Annotated in this window: 21 protein-coding genes; 13 read left to right on the forward strand and 8 right to left on the reverse strand. The window is 39.9% G+C overall.

The window, feature by feature from the left end; all coding sequences use genetic code 11:
• Positions 1-16 precede the first annotated feature (16 nt).
• The gene (locus J2S11_RS14285) at positions 17-550 is read right to left on the reverse strand and encodes a DinB family protein (RefSeq protein WP_307395675.1); all 534 of its coding nucleotides are present in this window, start codon (positions 548-550) and stop codon (positions 17-19) included.
• 222 nt (positions 551-772) lie between these two features.
• Between J2S11_RS14285 and J2S11_RS14290 the strand changes: the two genes are divergently transcribed.
• Positions 773-1,339, forward strand: coding sequence for a hypothetical protein (locus J2S11_RS14290; protein WP_307395677.1), 567 nt, complete (start codon positions 773-775; stop codon positions 1,337-1,339).
• A 120-nt stretch (positions 1,340-1,459) separates the two neighbouring features.
• Here the strand turns inward: J2S11_RS14290 and J2S11_RS14295 are convergent, their stop codons facing one another.
• On the reverse strand, positions 1,460-2,194 hold the full coding sequence (locus tag J2S11_RS14295; protein WP_307395679.1) for a class I SAM-dependent methyltransferase: 735 nt from the start codon (positions 2,192-2,194) through the stop codon (positions 1,460-1,462).
• Between the two features lie 318 nt (positions 2,195-2,512).
• On the opposite strand from J2S11_RS14295, the gene J2S11_RS14300 reads away from it, so the two are divergent.
• From J2S11_RS14300 to J2S11_RS14325, 6 genes are all read left to right on the forward strand, one after another.
• Positions 2,513-3,691, forward strand: a complete 1,179-nt coding sequence (locus J2S11_RS14300; RefSeq protein ID WP_307395681.1) for an ABC transporter substrate-binding protein — start codon at positions 2,513-2,515, stop codon at positions 3,689-3,691.
• A 128-nt stretch (positions 3,692-3,819) separates the two neighbouring features.
• Positions 3,820-4,698: a branched-chain amino acid ABC transporter permease gene (locus J2S11_RS14305; RefSeq protein ID WP_307395683.1), complete on the forward strand. Its 879-nt coding sequence runs from the start codon at positions 3,820-3,822 to the stop codon at positions 4,696-4,698.
• Between the two features lie 9 nt (positions 4,699-4,707).
• The gene (locus tag J2S11_RS14310; RefSeq protein ID WP_370875529.1) at positions 4,708-5,658 is read left to right on the forward strand and encodes a branched-chain amino acid ABC transporter permease; all 951 of its coding nucleotides are present in this window, start codon (positions 4,708-4,710) and stop codon (positions 5,656-5,658) included.
• Complete coding sequence (locus J2S11_RS14315) at positions 5,658-6,458, forward strand: ABC transporter ATP-binding protein (protein ID WP_307395686.1); 801 nt, start codon at positions 5,658-5,660, stop codon at positions 6,456-6,458. The genes J2S11_RS14310 and J2S11_RS14315 overlap by 1 nt, the downstream gene beginning before the upstream one ends.
• The gene (locus J2S11_RS14320; RefSeq protein WP_307395688.1) at positions 6,458-7,165 is read left to right on the forward strand and encodes an ABC transporter ATP-binding protein; all 708 of its coding nucleotides are present in this window, start codon (positions 6,458-6,460) and stop codon (positions 7,163-7,165) included. The genes J2S11_RS14315 and J2S11_RS14320 overlap by 1 nt, the downstream gene beginning before the upstream one ends.
• Positions 7,166-7,396: 231 nt before the next feature.
• Complete coding sequence (locus J2S11_RS14325) at positions 7,397-9,922, forward strand: right-handed parallel beta-helix repeat-containing protein (RefSeq protein ID WP_307395690.1); 2,526 nt, start codon at positions 7,397-7,399, stop codon at positions 9,920-9,922.
• 131 nt (positions 9,923-10,053) lie between these two features.
• Here the strand turns inward: J2S11_RS14325 and J2S11_RS14330 are convergent, their stop codons facing one another.
• Both J2S11_RS14330 and J2S11_RS14335 read right to left on the reverse strand, forming a co-directional pair.
• Positions 10,054-10,539, reverse strand: coding sequence for a hypothetical protein (locus tag J2S11_RS14330; RefSeq protein ID WP_307395692.1), 486 nt, complete (start codon positions 10,537-10,539; stop codon positions 10,054-10,056).
• An 88-nt stretch (positions 10,540-10,627) separates the two neighbouring features.
• Positions 10,628-13,231 carry a winged helix-turn-helix domain-containing protein gene (locus J2S11_RS14335; protein WP_307395694.1) on the reverse strand — a complete coding sequence of 868 codons (2,604 nt, stop codon included), beginning with the start codon at positions 13,229-13,231 and terminating at the stop codon, positions 10,628-10,630.
• Between the two features lie 159 nt (positions 13,232-13,390).
• On the opposite strand from J2S11_RS14335, the gene J2S11_RS14340 reads away from it, so the two are divergent.
• Complete coding sequence (locus tag J2S11_RS14340) at positions 13,391-16,831, forward strand: RCC1 domain-containing protein (protein ID WP_307395695.1); 3,441 nt, start codon at positions 13,391-13,393, stop codon at positions 16,829-16,831.
• A gap of 111 nt (positions 16,832-16,942) precedes the next feature.
• On the opposite strand, the gene J2S11_RS14345 is transcribed toward J2S11_RS14340, so the two are convergent.
• Positions 16,943-19,015 (reverse strand): 5'-nucleotidase C-terminal domain-containing protein, encoded by a 2,073-nt coding sequence (locus J2S11_RS14345; protein WP_307395697.1) that lies wholly within the window; start codon positions 19,013-19,015, stop codon positions 16,943-16,945.
• A gap of 191 nt (positions 19,016-19,206) precedes the next feature.
• Between J2S11_RS14345 and J2S11_RS14350 the strand changes: the two genes are divergently transcribed.
• The 3 genes from J2S11_RS14350 to J2S11_RS14360 are packed head-to-tail and all read left to right on the forward strand — an operon-like array spanning position 19,207 to position 21,218.
• On the forward strand, positions 19,207-19,674 hold the full coding sequence (locus tag J2S11_RS14350; RefSeq protein ID WP_370875526.1) for a PTS sugar transporter subunit IIA: 468 nt from the start codon (positions 19,207-19,209) through the stop codon (positions 19,672-19,674).
• The gene (locus J2S11_RS14355; RefSeq protein WP_307395699.1) at positions 19,671-19,946 is read left to right on the forward strand and encodes a PTS sugar transporter subunit IIB; all 276 of its coding nucleotides are present in this window, start codon (positions 19,671-19,673) and stop codon (positions 19,944-19,946) included. Before J2S11_RS14350 ends, J2S11_RS14355 begins: the two co-directional genes overlap by 4 nt.
• Before the next feature lie 9 nt (positions 19,947-19,955).
• Positions 19,956-21,218, forward strand: coding sequence for a PTS ascorbate transporter subunit IIC (locus tag J2S11_RS14360; RefSeq protein ID WP_307395700.1), 1,263 nt, complete (start codon positions 19,956-19,958; stop codon positions 21,216-21,218).
• 103 nt (positions 21,219-21,321) lie between these two features.
• Here the strand turns inward: J2S11_RS14360 and J2S11_RS14365 are convergent, their stop codons facing one another.
• Positions 21,322-21,978, reverse strand: coding sequence for a GDSL-type esterase/lipase family protein (locus J2S11_RS14365; RefSeq protein ID WP_307395701.1), 657 nt, complete (start codon positions 21,976-21,978; stop codon positions 21,322-21,324).
• Between the two features lie 253 nt (positions 21,979-22,231).
• Between J2S11_RS14365 and J2S11_RS14370 the strand changes: the two genes are divergently transcribed.
• Positions 22,232-23,137: an HAD family hydrolase gene (locus J2S11_RS14370; RefSeq protein ID WP_307395702.1), complete on the forward strand. Its 906-nt coding sequence runs from the start codon at positions 22,232-22,234 to the stop codon at positions 23,135-23,137.
• 108 nt (positions 23,138-23,245) lie between these two features.
• Here J2S11_RS14370 and J2S11_RS14375 read toward each other — a convergent pair whose 3' ends face one another.
• Complete coding sequence (locus J2S11_RS14375) at positions 23,246-24,433, reverse strand: MalY/PatB family protein (protein ID WP_307395706.1); 1,188 nt, start codon at positions 24,431-24,433, stop codon at positions 23,246-23,248.
• Between the two features lie 313 nt (positions 24,434-24,746).
• Here J2S11_RS14375 and J2S11_RS14380 point away from each other — a divergent pair, with 313 nt between their 5' ends.
• Positions 24,747-25,364 (forward strand): 3'-5' exonuclease, encoded by a 618-nt coding sequence (locus J2S11_RS14380; RefSeq protein WP_307395707.1) that lies wholly within the window; start codon positions 24,747-24,749, stop codon positions 25,362-25,364.
• Positions 25,365-25,635: 271 nt separating this feature from the next.
• Here the strand turns inward: J2S11_RS14380 and J2S11_RS14385 are convergent, their stop codons facing one another.
• Positions 25,636-26,514, reverse strand: coding sequence for a LysR family transcriptional regulator (locus J2S11_RS14385; protein ID WP_307395709.1), 879 nt, complete (start codon positions 26,512-26,514; stop codon positions 25,636-25,638).
• Between the last annotated feature and the right edge of the window lie 38 nt (positions 26,515-26,552).

Raw genomic sequence — 26,552 nt, forward strand, 5'->3', positions numbered from 1 at the left:
GCACCTTTTGCTTTAATTATTTTTTTGACGAAGCGTAATCAAATCTAGCATAACCAATTTCAGAAGCATTCTTCATTAATTCAAGGTTTAGCCAGGAAGCTAGTTTATGGAATTCAACCTGATTTTCGAATGGAAATTTAGTGAGTGTCTTACTCAATAGCTCCTCAGAAGATAAATTGGCTAACTTTTCTTCCCACTTCTCAGTGAGATAATGTAAATGTTTTTTTACTGAGGCTACATCTTCATAGACTATTACTTCATTTAAGGTCAATCTTCCTTCGCTGAAAGAGTAATCAAACACCATTTCCCACCAATAAGTAATGTGCCATAACGTCCATGCTATACTCGGTGTTCCTAAATCATAAGACTCTGTTTCAGGAAGCTCTGCTTTCCAAACACCATCTTCATTCTTTAAATAAAGCCCACTATTCGGAGATCGCCACATGTACTCTTCTTGATTTAAAGTTTTTAGATGATAATTCAATAGTTGCTTTGATATACTGAATTGAAACTGAATGTTATCTAACAATGATTTATTATAGCTATCCATGTAAAACTCCTTTATTTGTTTTTTGCATAATAATATAGATATTTTATTTTATAGTCTATATAATATCAAACGTTTTATAATAATATCTATAAAATATTTTTTTGTGAAAAGTGAAAAGAACTGTGCTCTTGAAGGATGGATCTAATAAAGAATAATTTACTGTAGCAATTGGATAACAACCTGAGCTATACTGAGCCCGTCAATAGAGTTAGGGGGAGACAAATGAAACTATTAAAAAAAGTATCAGCTTGGATGTCAAATAGATCAAACTGGAAGGTGCTCATCCTAGCTACCCTCCTGTTTTTCTCCTTTATCTTTTTCATACTTCCAGAGACGGCAGAACGCTCAAAAGAGGCTGTAGGGAGCGGTGAATCACCAGATTCTTCATATATTTATTCTTCTACAGATTTGTATAGGCTGGCTGAAGCCTATGGGGAGGAAGGGAGAGCGTATTACATACGTTCACGTTTTACATTTGATGTCATTTGGCCTTTGGTGTATTTCTTTTTCTTAGTTACATCTCTTAGTGTTACTTTCAAAAAGTGTAGTAAAAACAATCTTCTTAGAATGGTTAATCTTCTTCCACTTGGAGGCCTTGTTTTTGACTATCTAGAGAATGTCTTTGCTTCGATTACAATGGCTCGTTTTCCGTCACAATCTCCTGTTATAGCTGAAATGACTCCAGTATTTACGTTTATTAAATGGAATTTTATTTATGTAAGCTTTACGGCTTTAGTAATAGGAATCGTATGGATTCTTCTTAGAATAATTTTAAGGCAATTTAAGTGATATACAAAAACCTCCGTGATAGATTTACTCATCTATAAAGCATCTTATAAATAAGTAAATGACATCAGGAGGCAGAGAAAGGGACTTTTCAGCTAATTAAGCTAAAGGAAGTCCTTTTTTCTATTCTTTTGTAGCTGAGATGATTAGAAACATAGGTCTACGGGTCTCGTCCTGCATATCTGGATTATTCTTTAGCATTTCGTCAGAGGGGGCTGGCTCCTTGACTGCTGTAAGACTAAAACCAGCTTGAATTAAATCATTCATGTATGTTGAAATGGTCCGATGGTATTTTAGCACATGATCTGTTAAAAAAGAGGTTTCCCGTTCGCCCTCCATTTGATAATTGTCTACTGGCCAATGCAGTCGATTTCCGTTGTTATCATAATACCAATTTTGTTGGGCACAGGATGTAAAAATAGGGTGTTCAACTGAAAAGATGAGAACCCCTTCTTTTTTCAAACATTGATAGATTTTCTGGCTTATATCACGGAAGGACTCGACATAGTGAAAAGCTAATGAACTAATTACGACATCAAACTGAGCGTCTGTAAATTTAATATCCTCTATGGCCGTGTTCAGATAGGAGACACGAGGATCATCTGTCATTTGACGAGCTTTTTGTAACATATTCTCAGAAATATCTACTCCTACTACGGTGCTTGCTTGCTGCTCAAGAGCATAACGGCAGTGCCAACCGAATCCACAGCCTAAATCAAGAACGCTTTTATCCCTAAGTTCGGGTAATAAGGCTTGGAATACATACCATTCTCCTGCGCCTTCAAGTCCTTTTACTGACCTTTCCATCCTTTCATATGCTGAAAAAAATTGCTGATCATCATACTTATTCTGCTTCATGACTTAAGACACCCCTATTTCTTCTTTACGGTTTTTACTTTAATTATACACACTTTATTATGAGTATCATATTTCGTCAAATTCATCCATAATTAAACATTTTATACATATTTTTTATTTTTAAATTAAGCAAGAATCCTTTGGAATAAAAATATTTTTTTCTGTGTTCTAAATCTTTGGTGCTTGTCATTCTAATATATTGAGCAAGTTTTCAAGATAATGGAACAAAAGAAAGGATTGACCGAACTAAAACAAAATATTATGATAATTAACAAAACAATTTCTATTTCAAAAAATTAGTAACTAGGGGGAAATGAAGTGAAAAAGTCAGTTGCTTATGTAGCCTGTTTTATTTTTTTACTAGGCCTGCTAGCTGCGTGTGGACAATCCACAGGAGGCGGAGATGGTCAATCTTCAGGAAGCGGCGATACAATCAAGATTGGAGCAAACCTAGAGCTTTCTGGAGAGGTAGCTACTTACGGTAGCTCTATTGCTGAGGGAATTGATCTTGCTGTTGAGGAGTTTAAAGCTGCTGGTGGAATTAATGGTCAGGAGCTAGTAGTTGTAAAAGTAGATAATAAATCTGACGCTGCGGAAACGACAAGTGGAGCATTGCGTCTTATTAACCAAGAAAATGTAGTCGCCATTATTGGAGCGGCGACAAGTGGTAATACGTTAGCTCAGGTTGATTTAGCAAACGAAAACAAGGTTGTTCTTGTAACTCCGTCTGGAACAAATGAAGCGATTACGGTAACAGATGGAGAGGTTAACGAGTATGTGTTCCGTACAGGATTTATTGATCCTTTCCAAGGAACAGTTGCCGCTAACTTCTCAACTAATGATCTAGGAGCCCAAACGGCAGCCCTCTACATTGATAATGCCAGTGACTACTCCAAAGGATTAGCTGCTGCGTTTAAAGCAACCTTTACGGAAAATGGGGGAACGATCGTTTCGGAGGAAGCTTACCTTGCCAATGATACTGATTTCCGTTCTACATTAACGCGTATGAATAGTACGAATCCAGACGTTGTATACGTTCCTGGTTATTATGGAGAGGTAGGCTTGATTGTTAAGCAGGCTAGAGAACTAGGCATTGATGTGCCCATGATGGGGGGAGACGGATGGGATTCTCCAGCACTACTTGAGCTAGCTGGAGCTGACGCACTGAATAATACATTCGTTACGAACTTCTATTCTCCTGAAGATCCTGAACCAGCGATACAAGAATTCGTAGATGCGTTTGAGGAGAAGTATAATAAAACACCTAATGCCTTCCACGCTTTAGGATACGATACGGTATACTTTCTAGCTGACGCCATTGAGCGTGCAGGTGGTACAGATCCTGAACAATTACAGCAGGCCATGGCGAGTACAGCTGATCTTGCTCTAGTAACAGGTAACCTGACTCTTGATGAAAAGCATGACCCGATTAAATCGGCAACCATTCTAGAGTATGTCGATGGGGTAGCGAAATTTAGAGCAAAAGTAGATCCATGATTAAACGCTAAAGCACAAGGGAGGCTCGCCTCCCTTTCCTTGCTTCTAAGGGAGACCTTCACAACCTTCACGAAGGCAAACAGCATTTGACAAAGCATCTTCGAAGTAACATAAGAGGGGAGAAAAGAATGGAATGGTTGCAGCAAATCATTAATGGAATTTCACTTGGTAGTATCTATGCATTGATCGCATTAGGATATACGATGGTGTACGGTATCATTAAACTGATTAATTTTGCTCACGGTGAAGTGTTTATGATAGGTGCATTTGTTGGTTTTTATGCTATTGCTGGATTAGAATTAGGATTTTTTCCAGCTCTTATTATAGCTATGCTTACCTGTGCGATCTTAGGTGTTATCATAGAGCGAGTTGCTTACAAGCGATTAAGAAACTCAACAAGGATTGCTGCTTTGATTACAGCGATCGGGGTTTCCTTACTCATCCAATATACAATGATTTTCTTTAGAGGCACACAGCCTGCTGCCTATCCTAGTAATGTAGTAGCTAGTAGGAGAATCGACGTTTTTGGTGTATCGATTGACAGTCAAGCTTTGCTTATTTTAGGAGTAGCCTTATTGCTGATGGTCATTTTACAGCTTGTGGTTCATCACACGAAAGTAGGAAAAGCGATGCGTGCCGTCTCTCATGATACAGAAGCGGCAAGACTGATGGGAATTAATGTGGATAACACCATATCAGCAACGTTTGCTATAGGTTCATCCTTGGCTGGTGCTGCGGGAGTTATTTTTGGACTATATTATATTAAGATTGAACCTTTAATGGGAATTATTCCAGGATTAAAAGCGTTCGTAGCAGCCGTTCTGGGAGGGATAGGAATTATCCCTGGAGCAATGGTTGGTGGACTACTGCTAGGGCTGCTAGAATCTCTCGTTAGTGCTGCAGGGTATTCCATGTGGAGAGACGCTGTTGTTTTTATCGTTTTAATCCTTATTCTTATCTTTAAACCTGCTGGCCTCCTAGGTAAAAATATTCGGGAGAAAGTGTAGGTGAGTAATATGAAGAAGCGTGGTTCTAAATTTTACTGGTCCATGATCCTTTTGTCCTTTGTTTTTTACGTTGTCACACAGATCCTAATCAGTACAGGTATCATTAATCCTTTCTATACAAACCTATTACATTTAATCGGCATTAACGTTATGTTCGCGATAAGCTTGCACTTAATTATTGGGATTACAGGTCAGTTCTCTATTGGACATGCCGGTTTTATCTCTATTGGTGCTTATGCGTCCGCTATTATTACGATGAAGCTAGGTCTTCCTTTCCCGCTAGCCTTACTTGTAGCTGGTATAGCTGCTGCTTTAGCTGGCTTGTTAATCGGGATTCCTACACTCCGTTTAAAAGGTGATTATTTAGCCATTGCCACGCTCGGCTTTGGTGAAATTGTCCGCATCGTCTTTCTTAATATCGATTATATAGGAGGAGCTGCGGGGATGCGTGTGTCCCATATGACGAACTGGACATGGGTTTTCCTCCTCGCCTTCTTCACAATTATCATCATTATTAACTTCACCAATTCAACTCATGGTAGAGCATGTATTGCTACTAGAGATAATGAAGTAGCAGCAGATGCTATGGGCATTAATACAACCCTTTATAAGGTCATTGCGTTTGTGCTTGGTGCCTTTTTGGCTGGAATAGCAGGGGCACTTTTTGCCCATAACAACTATTTTATCCAACCAGGAAACTTCGGCTTTTTAAGGTCGATAGAAATTCTCATTTTCGTGGTTATTGGTGGATTAGGAAGCTTGTCTGGCTCTATTATTGCTGCGGCATTGCTGACCATCATTAATCTTTTCCTACAGGAGTACCCAGAGACACGTATGATTCTATATAGCTTAATCCTATTAGTCATCATGCTTTATCGACCTAAAGGGTTAATGGGGAATGTAGAGCTTTCTCAGCTTCTAGGGAAGAAACGTTTGCGCACGAAGGGTGGGAGTAGCTAATGGAAAAGGAGCCGCTAAAGGAGCCATTAAAAGAGCCGTTACTGAAGCTAGACAAAGTAGGCATAAGATTTGGTGGATTAAAGGCTGTATCTGATGTGGATTTAGAGCTGTATGATAATGAGCTTGTGGGCTTAATCGGCCCTAACGGTGCAGGAAAAACAACTATCTTCAATCAGCTTACAGGTGTTTATATCCCTACTGAGGGTGATATTTTCTTTAGAGGAGAAAGAATAAATGGCTTACTGCCGTACAAAATTACGCGAAAAGGGATGAGTCGGACATTTCAAAACATCAGACTGTTTGACGACTTATCTGTGTTAGATAATGTTAAGGTAGCGTATCACTCTTTATCAAAGCACGGACTTCTGAGCACACTTTTCAGATTACCAGCTCATTTTAAAGGAGAGCAGGAAATTGAAGAAAAAGCACTTAAGTTCCTAGAGATTTTTCGCCTTGATCATTTGCGTGATGAACAAGCAAAAAATCTCCCGTATGGTCAACAAAGACGACTTGAGATCGCTAGAGCGTTAGCAGCTGAGCCGAAGATTCTACTGCTTGATGAACCGGCAGCAGGTATGAATACACAAGAGACGAACCAATTAATGAACCTTATTTCTTTTATTCGTGAAGAGTTTAAGCTAACAATATTGCTGATTGAACATGATATGTCCCTAGTTATGGGAATTTGTGAAAGAATTTATGTGCTAGATCATGGTCAACTGATTGCTCAAGGGTCTCCAGAAGAGGTTAGAAACGATCCTAAAGTTATTGAGGCATACTTAGGGGAGGAGATCACATAATGCTACAGATCGATCAACTAGATATCTATTATGGGATGATTCACGCCCTTAAGGAAGTTTCGTTAGAGGTGCATGAAGGTGAAATTGTCTCTTTAATTGGGGCAAATGGAGCGGGGAAAAGCACACTCCTCAAAACCATCTCTGGTCTCATTAAACCCAAAAAAGGAGATATTCAATACCTCGGGTCTTCTATAGCAGGAAAGCCAGCACAGGGTATTGTTAAGGTTGGGATATCTCATGTTCCTGAGGGAAGGCGTGTTTTTGCTAATATGTCTGTAGAGGAGAATCTTGAGTTAGGTGCTTATTTACGTAAGGATCGTGAGGGAATTCGTCAGGATTTTAAAAAGGTATATGACCTGTTTCCTCGTTTATTTGAACGAAAAAAGCAGCTTTCAGGAACATTATCTGGTGGAGAGCAACAGATGCTTGCAATTGGTCGGGCGATTATGGCGAAGCCTAAGCTTTTATTACTAGATGAGCCTTCAATGGGATTGGCTCCGATCATTGTAAAATCCATTTTTGAAATCATTGAAGAGATTAATAAAGAAGGAACAACCATTCTTTTAGTCGAGCAAAATGCTAACATTGCCTTATCTGTAGCGAATCGGGCTTATGTGCTTGAAACAGGTCATGTAGTGCTGTCTGGAGCCGCACAGGAGGTTCGAGAAAGTGAATTGGTGAAAGAGGCTTATCTCGGAGGGCATTAAATGAAGGACCAAATGTACGAATGGTATGTATAGAGTTCAGTTCATTAAATGAACAGGGCTGTCCCAAAAAAAGTAGATTTTTCTGCTTAGGGATAGTCCTTTTTTTGCTTCTACAAAACTTCCTATAATAAGACAAATCCAGCAATTGACAATTTTTCTGAAAAATAATACGATTAAAAAAATTAAAAAGGGACAAGGTCAAGCTTGAAAATATGAAAAAGGAGAGGAATTATGAAAGCGGTAACAAAAACACTTGTTTTTTTGCTCACATTCATGTTAGCGTTCCACCCGGGGCTTGTTTCAGATGCTGTCCGAGGTGCAGCCTTAGAGGCAAACACGACATTGAATCTTGTTGACCTTCCTATCGGAGAAGGAATGACAAAGGATCAATTCGACAAGAGATTACCTAAGGAGGTAGAAGAGGAAGAGGCGGAGGAAGAGATTGGTGAGGAGGAGAAGGGGGAGCAAGACACTGTAGCAGAGCAGGAAGAGCAGGGGTATGCGGCAGATCTTGAATGGCAATCCATTACATTTGGACAATCCACGGATTTAAACTTTGCCTCCAATGTTCTTCCGGAAAAAGTGGGGACCAACTATGCTGATCCTGAAGTGCCAGGGACAATAGAAGGAACCATAGTATTAGAAAGCAGAGGTGGAAAGCTTGCTTCTGGACATGATGGATTAACATTCTATTATACGAAGGTAGATGCTTATGAGTATAATTTTGTTCTAGAAGCAGATATGATTATTGAACAGTTTGGACCGGAAACGGGGGTAGCTCCTAATTCACAGGACAGTGCAGGTATCATGGTTCGGGATGCTAATGGGGGAGCACGTCAGGATCCTATGATTCCAGGCTTTGAAGAGGTTCCTGCCGCTTCTAACATTTTTGGTGTAGGCATGATGCGTCATGGAATAAGTCCTATTTATCGAACGGGTGTAGAATATCCTTGGGGGAACTTAGGCAGTCGCTTAACAGCGTCTAGATTCGATCAAGGAATAGGTTTAGTAACGGATACACCTATTCGAGTGAAGCTTGAGAGAACGGATACTCACTTTATCATGTCAGCTACTTTTGTCGATCCTAATCATCCTGATGCTGGAGAAGTGACTGTTGAGAAAAGCATAGAAGGAGCAGATTTGGTTCAAGTGATTGACTCTGATTATATGTATGTAGGTTTTTATGCGGCTAGGAATGCCAAAATGCTTATTCAAAATGCAAGTATTTCTTTAAGTCCAGCAAATACTCTGCCATCTCCTCCTGAAGAACCACCTGCTCCACCTGAAGCTAGTTTAGCTTTATTATCAGCACCTCAGTCTGGTTCTGAGGAATATACCTTAAAGACTATTGTTAACTATGGTGGAGTTATTAGAATTGTGCAGGACGGTCAGACAGTCCTGCGGCACGGATTGATTGAAGCCAATCAGGTTTTTGAATTTGATACAGCATTAGCGAATGACGAAAATCAGTTTCGTATCTTTTATTCTCCTAGGGGAGCGCCATCCAATTCTACCGTTGTGACCAATCTAACGGTTACAAAAAAGATTTTTAATAGTGGAGCTGGTTTGTTTGCTGCCCCTAATGGTAGCTCAGAAGGTGACGGTACAGTAGATAGCCCTCTGGACTTAGAGACAGCTATTCGTTACGTGCTCCCTGGTGAGACTGTATTTATGCGTGGTGGTACCTATACGCCTTCTTCGATGATTACGATAAGAAAAGAGTATAGTGGTGAAGAGGGCAAGCGAAAAACCCTTGCTCCGTATAATGGGGAAAGAGTCATCATTGATGGGCAGGAGAGCTTAAATAATGTTCTGCAGCTACAGGCTGACTATTGGCATTTATATGGGTTTGAAATTACTCGAGCTCAGACGACAGGAATGAGACTTAGTGGGGATCATAACATCGTAGAAATGATGACCTTTAATTATAACGGGGATACGGGCTTCCATATTAGTGGAGGTGGCTTTGATCCAGAGCTGTGGCCGAAGTATAATCTTGTTTTAAATTGTGAATCCCATGATAATCGCGATCCTTCAGACATTAATGCTGACGGGTTTGCTGCTAAGCTAGGTGTGGGTGTAGGCAATGTCTTTAGAGGTAACATTGCTCATCATAATATAGATGATGGCTGGGATCTTTATAATAGGACGAATGAAGGAGCGAATATGCCGATATTGCTTGAGGGGAACATTTCTTATTCCAATGGAAAGCTAAGTAACGGCTATAATCAGCATGGTGATACAGGAAACGGCTTTAAACTGGGTGGGGAAGGTTTACCAGTCAATCATGTCGTACGGAATAATATCGCTTTCGATAACAACATGGATGGCTTCTCCGATAACTTTAATCCAGGAGCGCTAGAAATAGAAAACAATACGTCCTTTAATAATAAAAGGTTTAACTTTATCTTTAGAATTAATCCGTATTTTACACCAGAGCAGCAAGGTATTTTTAGAAATAATTTATCCTTCCACACGAATCCAGAGGGTAAGCTAGCGGATTTCGTATCTGGTGATGTGGACGCCACAAACTTCTTTTTTGACGGAGAAAAAACGGTGAATAGCTCTGGTGTAGTGGTACACGCCTCAGATTTTGTACATCTAAATGCTCCTCCCTTCTATGAGCGAGGGGAAAATGGGGAAATTATCTGGGGAGACTTTCTTAGATTAATTCCAAAAAGTTTACTGAACGCTCGAGGTATAAATGGAGGACACGTTGGAGCTCTCCCTGCCAATCCAATAGCACCACAGCCATAAGTAGTTTCTTAAAGTATAATCCATATGCTTCATATAAAAAGACGCTTCTATCCCACTATTCATGTGGTTTAAGAGGCGTCTTATACGTTAAGAGTTACTATCTTTACAGATTACTTCATTCATTAGGCTTCCTATAGAATAGAGAATCCTTCATCGGTTAAGTAATGCTCAGCTTCCTCGCGTGTTGTACATACCATTTCTAAACTAAGGCCAGAGTAGATATACCATAAATCATCTTCAAATTTTAGGACTAGAGTATGACCCTCCTCATCCTTCCATTTCTGTTCATGACTGCTTTGTTCTCCTTGACCATCCTCAGTTCTAGAGGAAGCTTCACTTTGTACGGAAAGGGAGTATATGGATTTGGTTACAAGATCTCGTAGCTCTTCCTCTGAGAAATCCCGTATATTAATGAAGCCCTTTTCATCCGTTTCATAGCCTTGTAATAATCCAGCGTATATAAATCCATTACCATTTGGATGGAGATGGAAAGCGACTATTTTTTTGTCGTGTACACTTTTATCGTAATGGAAGTTGACGCGTTTAAGGGATACATTTTTTCGCTGTAATTCAGGAAAGGATTCTAATAGCTTTATTTTTTGTTCGAAACTTAGCATGTATGGCCTCCAGATCAAGTTATATCGTGTCTGTGATTATATCACCTCTTGGTTCTTCTGAAAAGTTTCAGTTCCTTCTACTCGAATACTATAAGAGCTTCAGCTCCTGAGCAACAAGAAGAGCCTGAGTACGAGAAGTTACATGTAGCTTTTCATAGAGCCGAGAAAGATAGACCTTCACAGTTCCTTCCGATAACGCAAGCGCCTCTGCCATTTGCTTGTTGGTTGCTCCTGTTTGAAGCTGTCTCAGAAGGTTTAATTCGCTTTTTGTTAAAGGCTCGACGACAGGATCGAGAGTGGTTGATTGATGTGTTGATATTAGTTGATCAGCAGGAATTAGATCTAGAAGCTTTTGTATATATTTCTCCGAGACGTGAGTGGTTTTCCAATAAAAATCCCTTTGCTGAATCTCATTAAAATAATAGTCCAACACTTCTTTCATTTTCAAACCCTCGTCAATAAAGCTCCGAATATACCCATTCTGCTCTCCTACTACCAATGCTTCGTGAATAAAAGGCAATGCAGCAGCTTTGCTTCCTATCTGAAATTGGAATATAGCCTGTAGGATACTAACCTCTACCATACTAGAAACTAATTGTTCTCGTTCCACCTGGGGTTTGAGCTGTTCGAGCAATTTTAAAGCTTCCTTTTCTTTTCCTTGCAGACCTAATAGGCGAATAAGGGTCATGTATTCATACTCCCTATTAAATGTTGGTCTGCTTTTAGAAGAAAGATTTAGCTCAGAGATTTCGTTCTTTGCTTGAGCTGCTTTTCCTTCCATTAGGTAAATACGACCCTTAAACGCTTTTAGTAGATCATGCCACGGTAACAAGTCTTCTTTTTGAATTTCCTCTAGAGTCTCCTCGATTAGGGCATGAGCCTGATGATAGCGTTGTTCTACAATCTCAATCTGAGATCTTGTAATCCGTATAGGCACAAGGAGACCAGCTATTCCATGCTTAAGCGCTGCTTTTTCGAGAATAGGAATGAGCTCTACGCATTGATCTAGTCTATTCCATTCATAGTAGCCTTCACAAAGTGCTTGCTTTACATATAAGCTAATTAAAGAATCCTGCCAGCCATGTTTTTCTAGCACATGAGTAAACAGAGTCCCTACCTTCTCAGTATCCTGTGAAAGTATCCCTTTTAGTCCTAATGCTGTTCTTCGCACTAAAGGCTCCTTTTGATTAAAATTAAAGCTATAAAAGATAGGATTCCTAGGCAAAGATTTATTTAATAGCTTCTCACTGAAAGCAAGCCAGCTAGTAAAAGCACCGCTTGAGAAGACAAGGTTCGAGCGAACAAATAAAATTCCACTTTGGATTTGCTTCCAACCCTCAGTTTGTTCTTGCCCGTCATGCAGCTGTTCAATGTGGGTTAATTCCTCCTCTGCCTGCTCTAAATCTCCAGTTACAACTAATACAAAAGCGTATACTAGTGACAATCCAGGTTTGAGCTGTACATCTTTAGGAATACTTTTAAACCAGTGCAGTAGAGTTGAAAATTCCCCATTTTGCAGAACAACGGGGATATGCTTTTCAAGGTAGCTTTGCACTAAAGTGAAGTCGTGTGCGTGAATGGCATACTCAATCGCTTCACCTAATAGCCCTCTTTGAGCAAACAACTGACTTGCTACGATATTATAGTGCTTCCACTTCTCTGCATCTGCTTTTTTCAAGGCGTTCTGAAGAAACTTGGCAAATAGGTGGTGGTAACGAAACCATTGCTGCTGGCCATCGAGAGGGACTAAAAACAGATTAAGATGTTTGATCGTATCTAGCATATGTACACTGTTATCAGCTTCGGTGATGTCCTTACAAATGGATGCGTCGAAGCGACGAAGAATCGCTGTTTTATATAAAAATTCAGTGATATCATCTGGAAGCTGGTCAACGACCTCATGAAACAAATAATCTGAGATATGACCGTTACTTCTAAAATCTTCAATCATATTATTTAAGGATGTATGATTTTTAATAGAAAATAAAATTAACTGTAATCCAGTAATCCAGCCTTCCGTTAGCTTGGTAAAATGTTCAACTTGCTGTTGTGATAAGTGTTCCGTTTTATGCGCTCTATGATAAAGCTGTTCAGCCTCTGACACAGAGAATTGGAGATCTGTCATGCCAATACTATAGCTTTCACCCTTTACTTCCCACTTAATCGTTGAAAAAGGAAGCTGCGTTCGAGTGGAAATGACTACATGGACAGATTCAGGTAAATAGTCAATAAAATACGTCATGTGCTGATGAATGGTTGGCTGGTGAATGTTGTGATAATCATCTAACACAAGGATGATTTTTCGATCGATAGTGTACAGAATATTAATTAATTCATCTATAAAGGCAATAGTAGATAGACTTGATAGCGCTTCAGCTACCCGCATTACTTCGTCTTTTAAGCTTTCGGAAAGGGTTACTGTAAGACTATGCGAGACATATCTCCAAAAGCGTACCTCATCATTATCTCTATCATCTAGTGAAAGCCATGCACATTCTAGCTCAGCCTTTACTAACCATTGAGCTAGCAAGGAGGTTTTACCAAATCCTGCTGGTGCACATAAGCATGTAAGTCTCCCTTTTAATCCATCTGAAAGAGATGATAGTAAGTCTTCTCTTATAACATGGTTTTCCTTTGGCAAAGGAGCTATTAGTTTTGTTTTTAAAATGATCATATCCGTATGTGGAGTCATGGGTCACCTCAATCTAGAGTAACATTGAGTAAGCTCTTTTCCTTATTATACGAGATTTAGACGAAAAATGGCGAAAAATTAACTTTGGTTAATTGTTTGTCATTTTTTATTTTGCTAGCATGAGGTGTACAAAAATTGTTAGGCTAGGGGAGATTGGCAGTGAAAGCATTTTTCAAAGTTTGTCTTTGTTTGATATTGTTTATTGGAATTCTTCCGATTTCTCAAGGTGAAGTAGCTTTAGGAGCATCTACCGTCTCACCACAAATAGCATCAGGTTACTATCATACCGTTTCACTGATTAGCGATGGTACGGTTTGGTCATATGGGAGAGGAAATAATGGTCAATTAGGTGAGGGGAGATACGTTGGACGTTTTTCTCCTGTAAGGACCTTGGACCTGATAGGTGTAAGGTCTGTTACTGGTGGGGTTCACCAAAGCTATGCCATATTAAATGATGGTCGTGTCTTTAGCTGGGGACAAAATGATGATGGTCAGCTTGGGATTGGAAGTAATGAAGGAAGTAATCGACCTGTACAAGTTACTGACCTCCAGAACATTACGTACATTTCAAGCGGATTAGCTTATCACGCACTTGCTTTAGATGAAGCAGGGAAGGTTTGGAGCTGGGGGAGAAATACATCAGGACAATTAGGAAATGGAACGAATATTTCTTCAAATGTCCCTGTTGAAGTAACAGGTTTAGAGGATACTGTAATGGTTGCAGCAGGTGGTTACTTTAGTTTAGCTCTCAAAGCAGATGGTACGGTTTGGTCATGGGGTCACAATGAGCAAGGTCAATTAGGTCATGGTGGCACAACTAATACAAATACTCCAATTCAGATACCTGATTTGAGTAATATCGTCTTCATAGCGGCTGGTGGTAACCATAGTCTAGCCATAGATGCTCAGGGAGACGTTTGGGCATGGGGACAAAATAATTGGGGAGCAGTGGGAGATGGAACAAGTACAAATCGTCGCTCTCCAGTGAAGCTTACAGGAATAAGCGATATTATTCACATAGCTGGAGGGGTATCCCATACTGTAGCTGTAAAGAGGGATGGGAGCGTTTGGAGCTGGGGACTTAATAATTATTCACAATTAGGGGATGGGACCACTACAAACCGTCACTCCCCTGTTCAGGTGTCGGGCTTGGAGGATATAAGACAGGTTACAGCAGGAGCTTTTTTTAGTACAGCATTAAAAAATGATGGTACAGTATGGAGCTGGGGTTTGAATAGTGGAGGTGAGTTAGGGGACAGAAGTACTGAAACTAGAATTACTCCTGTACAAAATTCAGCCATCTTAGATGTTACTTCACCGATTGTTTTTCAGAGCGAAATTCAAGCTACAGACATAACGTTAAACAGCGTGACACTCCAATGGGAAAAAGCAGAGGACAATATGACACGTCAGTCTGAGCTAGAGTATCGCTTGTATATGTCCGGATTACCCAATCTAACAACAATAGAAGCTACAGAAAGAAACGGAATGGCATTAGAGGATTTCATAAGTGATATAGGAACTTTTGATGTTGAACACCTTTCACCTGGTACGACCTTCTATTTTAATGTTATAGTACGCGATAAAGTAGGGCTAAAAAGCATTTATACCATGCAAGAAGTGACAACAGCATCTCATTACACTGTTTTCTATGACGGTAATGGGAATACAACTGGAACGCCACCTGTTGATCCAACTCGATATGATTATAGAGGTCAAGTGACCGTTTTAGATCAAGGAGATTTATTTAAAGAGGGTTATTCGTTTATAGGGTGGAATACGAATCAAAATGGAACAGGTACAGATTATACACCACAAAGCTCTTTTTTGATAGAAAGGGATACAACTTTATATGCAAAGTGGAAGTCAGATGACGAGGAACCAACTCCTGGGTATCATAGTCACTTAAATTCACTAGATTTGAATACGGAAAATGGTTCGATGATCCTAAGTCCTCACTTTGAGCCAGGTGTATTAACGTATACAGCTAAACTAGAGAATCAGCTGTCTACAATTTATATTAATACCGTAACGGTGGATAGTGAGGCTACAGTAACCGCTAGTGTCTATGATCAAAGTGAACAGCTAACGATGGGTCCAATCCAACTTTCCTCAATTGGGGAGGAAAACGAGCCTTTAACTTTAAGTGATGGGACGAATATCATAAAGCTACTGGTAGAATCAACAGATGGAGCAACAAGCTTATATACCATTTACATTGAGCGTATAACCGAGCCTGTACACCCGCCTGAACGACCGGAGCATCCACCTGAGCAACCGGAAATGCCGGAATATCCGATTTCACCTCCTCCTCCTGCACCACCAGTGGATCAAGTTGGCGTTCTAAAAACAAAGGTGAAGCTGAATCAACAAGAAATTAGTAATATCGTCATAGAGAAATGGACAACAACAGATAAGTCCAAAAAAAATCTGGAGCTGCAGGTAAAGACAAGTGAGCTAAGCAAGTGGCTTGAAAAAGAGGTTGTGCCTTCCATAGTCTTTGCTGTAGAAGAAATAGATTTAAGCAGTACGTCTCTATTCATTGATGGAGATTTATTAGCGCTGCTACACAATAAAGGAGCTACAATTAAGCTAGATACTCCATACAGCAGCTTTACCATTCCAGCAGACAAAATAAATGATAGTTTATTCGCCAAAGAGTCTAGTCTATTGTCTGAACCAAGGGCGACCTCATTAAAGCTTCAGATGATTGTCGATCATGAAGATAAGCCTGGAAGCGGTGAAGCTCTTAATTATTCAGATATAAAAGTAATGACTAATCCTATTTATTTTTCACTTAGTGCTACCGATGGGAAAACAACATTAGAGCTAGATACGTTCCCTGCAATAGTAGAGAAAGAGATTAAACACACGCTCACAGAAGTAGATGGGGTAGAGGGGATAACCACAGCTGTTGCGATAGAAGATGGTGGAAAATTACGTCATGTGCCAACAAAAATTGTTGAAGAAGAAGATAAGATTGTAGCTAGCATTAAAGGTTTAGCAAATCATGCTTATGCCCTTATCTGGAATCCCCAGCAGATAGCTAGCTTAAGCGGGCATTGGGCAGAAGAGAGTATCGCTGATTTAGCTTCCAGGCTAATCATAGAAGGTGGAGAGGATAACGAATATCATCCTGCTTCTCCGATAACACGTGCTGAATTCATATCTTTAATGATAAGAGGGCTCGGTATACCAGAAAAGGGAGTATCCACATACAGGGATGTTCCTCCAACATCTTCGTATAGTGCTGCAATCGGTCAAGCTCAAGCGTATGGAATCATTCAAGGCTATACGGATATGATGTTTAACCCTTCTGCTACGATAAGTCGTCAGGAGTCTATTGTGATCATGAATAGAGTCGCAAAGCTTCTTGAAATGAATAATGACATGGAGATAACAGAGCTTAACAAAATAATATCAAGCTTCAGCGATGGGCATCAGATTGCTCCATGGGCTAAGCATGCTGTCGCTCTTAGTATAAGAAATCATCTAGTGGAAGGCAGGGGTCATACAGTTAACCCGAATCACTCAATGACAAATGCCGAAGCAGCCGTCTTACTTCACAGGCTTTTAACTAAAACTGATTTGATTAACTAAAATGATAAGCAATTTATAAAGAGAGAAAAGAACTTGTCAGATCGAAAAAATAAAAGGAGAGGGGCTCTCCCTAAGTAGAAAATTCTACTTGTGGAAGAGCCCCTAGCTCTATTACTCCTGTTCTTGAGGGTTCAATACATGAATTCGCCCTTCTAATTGAGGATTCACAGTTGGATTTTGCTCTAGATACTCAGTTAAAGCGTCACGTAAGTAGTGCTTAGTTTTCAAGATTTCTGTTGTTTCGTCTTTTAACATATCAAACATATCGCCTCCGCCAGTGAGGAAATCATTCGCAGCGACTTTGTAAGTCTTCTCTTTATCTATTGGAGTACCATTAATGGTTACCTCGATAATGCGAGAACCAGGTTCTTGTGCTGCATCAAATGTATACTCCAATCCAGATACTTGTAGAAAACCCCCTGCCGCTGCTGGATATGTTGATACTCCGTGCTCTAAAGCATCCCAGATTGTCTGACCAGTTGCTTCTACCATAACGACTGTATTATCAAATGGAAGTACAGAGTAAATGTCCTCTAATGTCATTTCTCCTACACCGATGCTAGCACGTATGCTTCCCCCATTTTGGAGGGCAATGTCGGCCCCAGTTAAATCTCTTAAACTATCTGCTACAAGGTTTCCTAAATTAGACTCTTTCAACCGCACAGTCTGTCTTTCTCCGTCTAGATTAATTAAGGTTGTACCAACTACAGCCTTCATTTTTTCCCCAATTTGATTGGAATAGCGTTCTATAATGGTAGCTACCTCAGGATCTTCCTCTAAATTGTAGGTCATAAAAATGTGCGCAAAGTTCATGCCGATCATTTCTCCATTCAACACCTGTACATTAATCTGGTTCAATGTTTCAGCATGTTTTCCTGGTGAAATGAGCCAGCTAGATCCTATTTTTTTCGGGAAGTCAACAATATCCTGTCCACCCCCAAGAACAATATCTAATCCTTCTACCTTTGTTGGTAATACCTGATTGTTCCCATGTAGATGAGATAATCCAATCATCAGATCTGTTTCTTCTCTAATTTCGTCCACAGCTTTTTGTGCTGCTTCAAACTGCTCTTCAAAGGTAATGCCTTCTACATTCTTAGGGTGAGTATAGTAATGAGACTTATCATCCGTCACTCCAACAATGCCAATACGTAATCCAGCGACCTCCTTAATTACTGAGGAAGCTAGAAAGTCAGGTTGTTCTTTCTGGTACAAAGTGTTTGCGGATAGGAAGGGGAACGTAGCATGACCTGCATTACGCTCAAGGACTTCGAATGGGAAATCAAAATCATGGTTACCTAGTACCATGGCATCATATTGCATGGCATTCATGACATCTATCGTTGAAGCACCTTCTGTTAAATTCCCAATGTTCGTATTGTAAGGAGCATCTCCGCCATCAACGAGTAGAGTATGAGGCTGTGTCTGGCGAGCCTCGTTAATAACCTGACTCATTTTAGCTAGACCACCAATCTCACTTTCTGCACCGTTTGGTACATAAGGCTCCAAATGAGCGTGAATATCCGAAGTAGCAAAGATCGTGATGATTTTAAATTCTGGGTTCGTTAGAATTCGGTGTAAGCTTGCTACTGCTTCCTCTCTAGTTATAGACTCAGATGATTCGGCTAATTGGGAAGAAGCAAGCCCTGCTTCAACCATTTCCTTCGTATAATCTATAGCTTGATCAGCACCAAATATAATTTTTCCTAGCATTTCAATCCATGCTTTCTTGGAGATGGTGGAAGTAGGCTGATACTTTTGATCATTAACTTGGTCAGCTCTTACTTTTAACAAACCTTCAATGGAGGATAAGGCCCAATGTCCTTCAATATCATCAGCTGAAGGAATGGAAAAAGAATCATCAATGACCCCAAGTGGGTCGGCATATGTAGTGGTTTTACTCATCGTCTCTTCTTTCTTCTCAATAGGATGGATGGGACTAAGATTAAACCCACGCACCAGCATTGTTGCAGCTTCTGCTTTTGTTAGGGGACGTGTTGGCTGAAAATCTCCCTCTGGTGTTCCTTGGATGATTCCTAGGTGGTATAGCTCTTCAATTTGAGCCTTATGGGTGGACTGCTGAATATCAGATAGTCCTAGCTCGGCTTGTGTGGAGGTTAATGGTGCAAATAACGTGACTACAAGTAGTAGACATATCGTCATAGATACAAAGTATTTCTTCATTTGTCTGATCTCTCCCTTGTTGAGTTTTCTCTTACACTTTATCAAGTGAGTATTAACTTTAAATGAAGTCTTTGTTTAGTTCATGTTAATATCAGAGCGTTTATCAATGCACAAAAAAGAGAATAATTAAGTATGAAGAATGTCTTCTATTTTCACTTCATATTCTTTTACTAATGAAAGGAGAGTAGCAAATGCTAGACCAGTTACTACAAGAAGAATTTATTCAGCTCAAGGGCCATGTACTGGATTGGAAGGATGCTATTCGAGTTGCTGCCCAGCCACTCTTGGACAATGGAGCGATTGAAGCAGAGTATGTTCAAGCGATGATTCGAAGTGTCGAAGAACTTGGCCCCTATATCGTTATTGCACCAAAAATTGCTTTACCACATGCTAGACCTGAACAAGGTGTTAAGCGTATGGGGATGAGTCTTTTGACGCTAAAGGAAGCAGTGCCTTTTTCAGAGAAAAAAGAGCATGAGGTCCAACTCATTGTTGTATTAGCAGCTGTGGATGATAAAAGTCATCTTAAAGCGTTATCACAGCTCTCTATGCTTTTATCGGAAGGTGATAACACAGACAAGCTTATAAAAGCTACGGATAAAGAGATGATTCGCCGCTACATAGTAGCATATTCAGATGAAGAGGGGGAAGACCAATGAAAAAAATACTAGTGGTCTGTGGAAATGGTTTAGGAAGTAGCTTTATTTTAGAGATGAATGTTAAAAAAGCGCTAGGTGAAATAGGAGCAGAAGCAGAGGTTTCTCACACTGACTTAGCGACGAGTAAGACTGAACAAGCGGATATTTATCTTGGGTCAAAGGATATTGTTGATCAGCTTGATAATGGTCAAAGAACCATTGTAGGGCTAAACAATATTATGAGCCAGGATGAAATTAAGCAGGCATTAGAGGAACATTTTAAGAAAGGGTGATAGATGAGCATGCTTGATTTCATTATGCTAGACATCTTAGGTACGCCTGCTATCTTAGTGGGGCTATTTGCTCTATTCGGATTACTCCTGCAAAAGAAAGCTATTGCAGATGTAGTTTCTGGGACATTAAAGACGATCATGGGCTTCTTAATTTTAGAGGCGGGAGCAGGAATCCTAATCGGTTCATTAGATTCCTTTGGAGCGATGTTTGACCAAGCATTTAACCTACAAGGGGTAATCCCTAATAACGAGGCCATTGTGGCTCTTGCTCAAGAGACATTTGGTACCGAAACGGCCATGATTATGCTTTTCGGAATGCTTGTAAATATTTTACTTGCTCGTTTCACACCGTTTAAATACATTTTCTTGACAGGGCATCACACGTTGTTTATGGCATGTTTAATTGCTGTTATCTTAATCACAGGTGGAATTACTGGAATTCCTATGGTGATTATTGGTTCACTGTTACTAGGAGCTCTAATGGTTCTATCACCAGCGATGCTTCAGCCGTACATGCGTAAAATTACAGGATCTAATGATGTAGCTATGGGGCATTTTGGGTCTGTAGGCTACTTGGTTTCTGGTGCTATTGGTAAATTAGTAGGAGATCCGAAGAAATCGACAGAGGAAATCAAGGTCCCTAAATCTTTAGGCTTCCTTAGAGACACCTCAGTGTCAGTAGCATTAACAATGACGATTCTATTTGTTGTTGTCGCTGTGGCAGCTGGAGCAGGCTTTGTAGAAAGTGAGCTTAGTGATGGTCAAAACTTCTTAGTTTATGCCTTACTTCAAGCGATCATTTTTGCCGCAGGGGTGTACATCATTTTAGCCGGTGTACGTATTCTCCTCTCTGAAATTGTTCCAGCCTTTAAAGGAATTGCTGATAAAGCTGTCCCAAATGCGATACCAGCCTTAGATGCGCCTACAGTATTTCCGTTTGCGTCTAATGCTGTTGTCATTGGCTTCTTTTCCAGCTTTGTGGCCGGGTTACTAGCGATGTTTATCCTGCCGATGCTAGGGCTCAGAGTGATTGTGCCAGGGCTTGTCCCGCACTTCTTTACGGGTGCAGCTGCAGGGGTATTTGGAAACGCAACAGGTGGAAGACGCGGGGCAATAGTTGGAGCATTTGCTAACGGCCTGCTGATTAGCTTTCTACCGGCGTTACTCTTACCTGTCCTTGGTTCCTTGGGCTTCCAAGGAACGACGTTTGGAGATGCTGACTTTGGTATTGTAGGGATTATTCTGGGCAATATCATTTCATTTTTTCGATAAGGGGTTATCTTGATTAGGACCAATTCCATAGAGCTTAAAGACAGCCTATGTCTTTTGTTGGACGTAGGCTGTCTTTGTATATCGTAGAGTCAATGCTCCTATTTTAAATGAGTGGAGCATAGCCAAGTTGATGCAGCGTATTCGCTATCACTTCATAGCCCTTTGCATTAGGGTGTACTCGATCCTGTGAAAGCAGTTCACGTTCATTTCCTTTAAAAGCAGAAAAAACATTGGCAACGCGTATATTTTTGTTGGAGAATCCATGTAGCCCACTATTAAAAGCTTGAACCCATTTATCCCCTAACGCAATTTCAGGAAGAGGATTGTATAAACCTAGCAAACGTATGATATAGGGCTTAGCTTGAGTGGCTTTTATAGTGGAAATAATGGTTAGCATTTTAGCAACGGCTGCTTGGCTTTCAGATAAAGCTTGGGTAAACCTACTTTTATCCTTCGTTTGAAGATAATGTTTAGCTGCAAGAATTAAATCATTTCCACCAGCACTAATTGTTATGATTGAGGCGTGCTTAATAGCTTGCTCAGCCTGGTAAGAGTCGAGAAATGTGGCAATTTCACCAGCCGTTGCTCCAGATCTGGCATAGATACGTCCAATTACCCTCCTCTGTAGTTCTGTTTCTGCCAAACACCTATACCTTTGAACAAACCCTGGTGCATATCCCGCACCTACTCCAAGCGTCAATGAATTTCCAAAAGCAACGTAAAGAAGACGCTGATTTTCTGTTTCCTTCTGAACACTCACGTCTATCACCTCACCTGATTTCAAACATGGTTTACTATTTCATATTCAGCAATAGACTTTTCTGGTACTAAGCACAGGGGATGGTCGACATAGCATTTTTAACCAAATTCACTCTAAATAGTGAATATTCGTATAGCATGTTAACATGAAGCTTGATTAACGGATTGTTTACGAAAGCTTAAAGGTATAATGATATACTAAATAGATAGTAGTGGTCGAAAACAACTAGACAGACAGGAGGATATAAAAAGATATGGATACGAAGAGTGGGATAGGATTTGATCATGTGGCTATAAAAAATGTAAATATAGAAGCTGCAGATATAGAAACAATTATTTTAGATATGGATGGAACGCTACTTGATGAGGAGAATCAAGTGACAGATGAAGTTAAGAACTACTTAATGGAGCTAAGGGCAAGAGGAATGTATGTATTTATTGCGACGGGAAGAACGATTAATGAAATCAAGGACATTTGCCCTCCTGACCTAAAAGTAGATGGTATGGTAACAGCCAATGGAATGGCTGTATTTATTAAGGATCAGAAGCAAATTGAACACTTTTTACCTTCACAGCTTATTCAAGAGGTCATTGATCAAGCAGGTGAGCGTGGAATTTTTTATGAAATTCATCCAGAGCATGGTCGTGGTTACGCTTTAAGTAGAGATAAAGGCTACATGGAAAAAATGCTTGAAGCAAGACCGGCAACTGTAAATGAAAATGAATGGTTTTCCTTGGTTCGTTCTATAAAGGATGAAATAGCCTGGAAGGACAAGCTTGAGCCTGAAAAGCTGACAAAGATTTATTTCTTCAGCCCTAACTTAAGCGTGATTCAGGTTTGGCAGGAAAAGCTGGAGGAGATCAAGGCTAGAATACCTTTTTCTACTTTTTCATCGACAAAGCATAATGTTGAGATTATGGTTGATGGCGTATCGAAGGCAACAGGAATTAAGTATATTTTAAAGCATTATGGACTTTCTGCTAAGCATGCACTTGCCATTGGAGATGGAGAAAATGACTTACCTATGTTTGGTTTAGTTTCTCATCCTGTGGCTATGAAAAATGCTCCTGAGCATGTAAAGGAGCACACACAGATCGTGACTGACTTTTCTCATCAAGAAAACGGAGTGTATCACTTTTTGAAGAAATGCTTCAGTTAAGTAAGAAGTAAAAAAGATTTTGTAACACTAAAGGAAAAATATGAAATAAACTAAAAGGAGTAACTTTACCTGTCAGCATTGACTGGTTTAAAGAACTCCTTTTTTAATCTATCTATTCATTTCAAGCTCTTGAATAGCCTTCTCTAATCTATGTAAGCCTTCCTCTAAAATGGATCTGCTGCAGGCTACATTAATTCTTGTAAAGCCTTCACCTTCTACACCGAAGATGTATCCTTCGTTAAAGGCTACTTTGGCTTGCTGTCTAGTAAATTTCTCAAGCTCCTTAAAGCTCAAACCTAGTGCCCGGCAATCAATCCAGACTAGATATGTTCCTTCGGGCTTCATGACATTTAATTGTGGCAGACGTTCTTCGATAAAATGGATTAGAAAGTCAACATTTCCTTGGAGGTATTCTAAACATTGCTCCAACCACTCCTCACCGTACTTATAGGCAGCCTCTGTAGCAACAGCCCCAAACGTATTCGTTAGCTCAATAAATTGAGCAGCTAATGTTTTTCTGAAGGCACTGCGTAGCTTTGAACTAGGAATAATGATGTTGGCTGCTTGTAGTCCAGCTAAATTAAACGTCTTACTCGGAGCGGTACAAACAATTGTATGTTGGGTTAATTCCTCTGAAAGTGTCATCATTGGAGTGTGAGTGTGACCAGCATATACTAGATCACAGTGAATTTCATCAGAAATGATTAACACACCATACTCCAAGCAAATGTCTCCCAATTCCTTAAGCTCTTCCTTACTCCATACTCTTCCACCAGGGTTATGAGGATTACATAGAATAAACAGCTTCACTTGGTGCTCATCTAGCTTTCTACGTAGATCATCAAAATCCATTTTATATTGACCATCCTCTAGCTTAAGAGGATTATTCAAAACTTCACGATCGTTTCTTTCGATCACATAACTGAATGGATGATACACAGGAGGCTGAATCAATACCTTATCACCAGGCTCCGTATAAGTTTGAACTAATAAACTGAGAGCCGTTACAACTCCTGGACAATGCAAAATCCAATCTTTTTCAATGCTCCAGTGATGTCTTTTTTCAAACCAATCAATGATTGCTTGATAATACGCCTCAGTGCGGATCGTATAACCAAATACTCCGTGCTCGGCTCTTTTCTTCATAGCCTCTATGACAGGATCCGGTGCTTTGAAATCCATATCAGCTACCCATAACGGGAGAATTTCCTTATCCCCAAAATGTTTTTCCACTCCATCCCATTTCACGGAAGCGGTTTGTAGACGGTTTACTGTTTCGTCGAAGTTGTAACGCATATATGTCCCTCCATTTCTATTGTTTTAAGTAGTGTATTAAAAGCTAACTATGAAATATAGTTATCCTATCTATTCTTACAAATTCTTGATCTTTAAGCCTGATAATTGACCAAACTACTCTACTTAGTATATCTAAATACCTTAAGTTAGCCAATTCATCTTGCCCTAGATCCAATTTTTATCTTTAAGCATTTTGTCTTATTTCCACGGAAATAGAAGAAGTCGGATGTTCTCAAATCGACAAAAATGATAGACTAGAAATAATAGTTTCGTTTATTGAATTTCCGCACATTGAAATAAGGAAGGAGCTTATATGTCACAATACCCGTATGTTACTGTTTTTGATTTTGAAACGTCAGGGCTTGATCCACAAAGGGATAGAGTGATAGAGATAGCCGCCATTCGCTGTAAAGATGATAAGGTTATTAGTGAATTTTCTACTTTAATCTATTTTGACGGAAAGCTAGCCCCCAAGATTGTCGAGCTGACAGGCATCCAAGATGAGGATTTACAGGATGGGCTAACAGAGGATACCTCCTTTCGAATCCTAAATCGGCTGTTGAAGGATAGTTTATTGGTAGCTCATAATGCAGCGTTTGACTTGGCCTTTTTACACTATACATTCATGAGACTGGCAAACCGTAGCTTTACTAACCCATTTGTTGATACGTTAACAATTAGTAGAGAATTACTCTACTATCCCCATACGTTAAAGGATACTTGTGATCATTTTGCTGTTACGTTAGAGGGAGCTCACAGAGCTATGAATGATGTGCACGCTTGTTGGGAAGTTTTTAAACGCTTTTCTCAGGAAGTAGATATGAATACATACGTGAACAAATTGTCTTATCTTAAAAAATATGGTCCTCCTAAATGGACCCCCGATTATGCGACTCTAGTACCTACTGAAAATCGATACAAGCCTCGCTAAGGAATACATAAGATGAAGAATGAATACAAAGTGGATATCCCGGAAGAGCAGTAGTGAATACAACAGTTTACATCATACAAAAAAGCCACTGCCATCCATTTAATATGGAATGAAGGGAAGTGGCTTATTCACGCAATCACACGAATCCTTGCTCTAACGGTCAAAACTGCACCTTAGAAGTGGAAGGCAGAAGTGGAAGACAGAGAAAAGAAGCTATTCCTTACAAGAAGCTTGACTTGACATTCAATTAGCTGGTTTAAAGTATAACAAGCTAACATGCTTGTTTCTGGACGAAAGATTTCGTCAACTCAAAAAAACTCTTAACAGCTGGGGATAAACGTTTGAAGGAACTGGAAGCAACACCTATCGTTCTATACACTTCTTCGCCAACATAAGCGGTCCTAATTTTATCCATCTGCTTTGGTAAGGTTAATTCTGGCATAATGCTTATTCCAAGCCCTGCTTGGACCAACGCAACAATAGTATGGGCATCTCTTATTGTAAAAAGTGTATTAGCTTGCACATTTGCTTCTTTAAACAGCTTTCTGAGGTGCTCATCACACCCTTTTTTAGGCATAATAAAAGGTTGTACTCCAATTTGTTCAATGGATGGATCTTGCACCTCAGAAAGAAAATGCCCATCCGGGAGAAGTAACACTAAACGATCTTTTTTCAAAGGGTGGAAATCTAGAGAAAGCTTTTCTTCTTCAAGGATAAACCCCAAATCCACGGTTCCATCAGCGATCCACTCCTTAATTTCCTGGTACTCGCCCTCTAATAATTCAATGTCGATTTGAGGATGGTTTTTCTGAAATTGCCCTATGATCCCTGGTAACCAATGAATAGAAACACTCTCAAAGGTGCCAATACGCACCTTACCACCTTGTAATCCCATGATATTGTCTGCTTCTTGCTGCATTAGGTCAGTTTGATGCAAGATATGACGTATATAAGTGAGCATTTTTTCTCCATTAGCCGTCATTCTTGTACCCGAGCGGTTACGTATAATTAAATGAAATCCTAAAGTAGACTCCAAACCTGCAATCGCGTGGCTCACTGCGGATTGTGTTAGTCCCAATTCCTCAGCTGCTTTTGTAAAACTTCCTGTTTCCACTACTTTTACGAAAACCTGCATCTGGATAATAGTCATGATCTCACCAACTTTAATTAATATAATTCATATATATA

This window comes from Bacillus horti (assembly GCF_030813115.1).
In the GTDB taxonomy this organism is placed as follows: domain Bacteria; phylum Bacillota; class Bacilli; order Caldalkalibacillales; family JCM-10596; genus Bacillus_CH; species Bacillus_CH horti.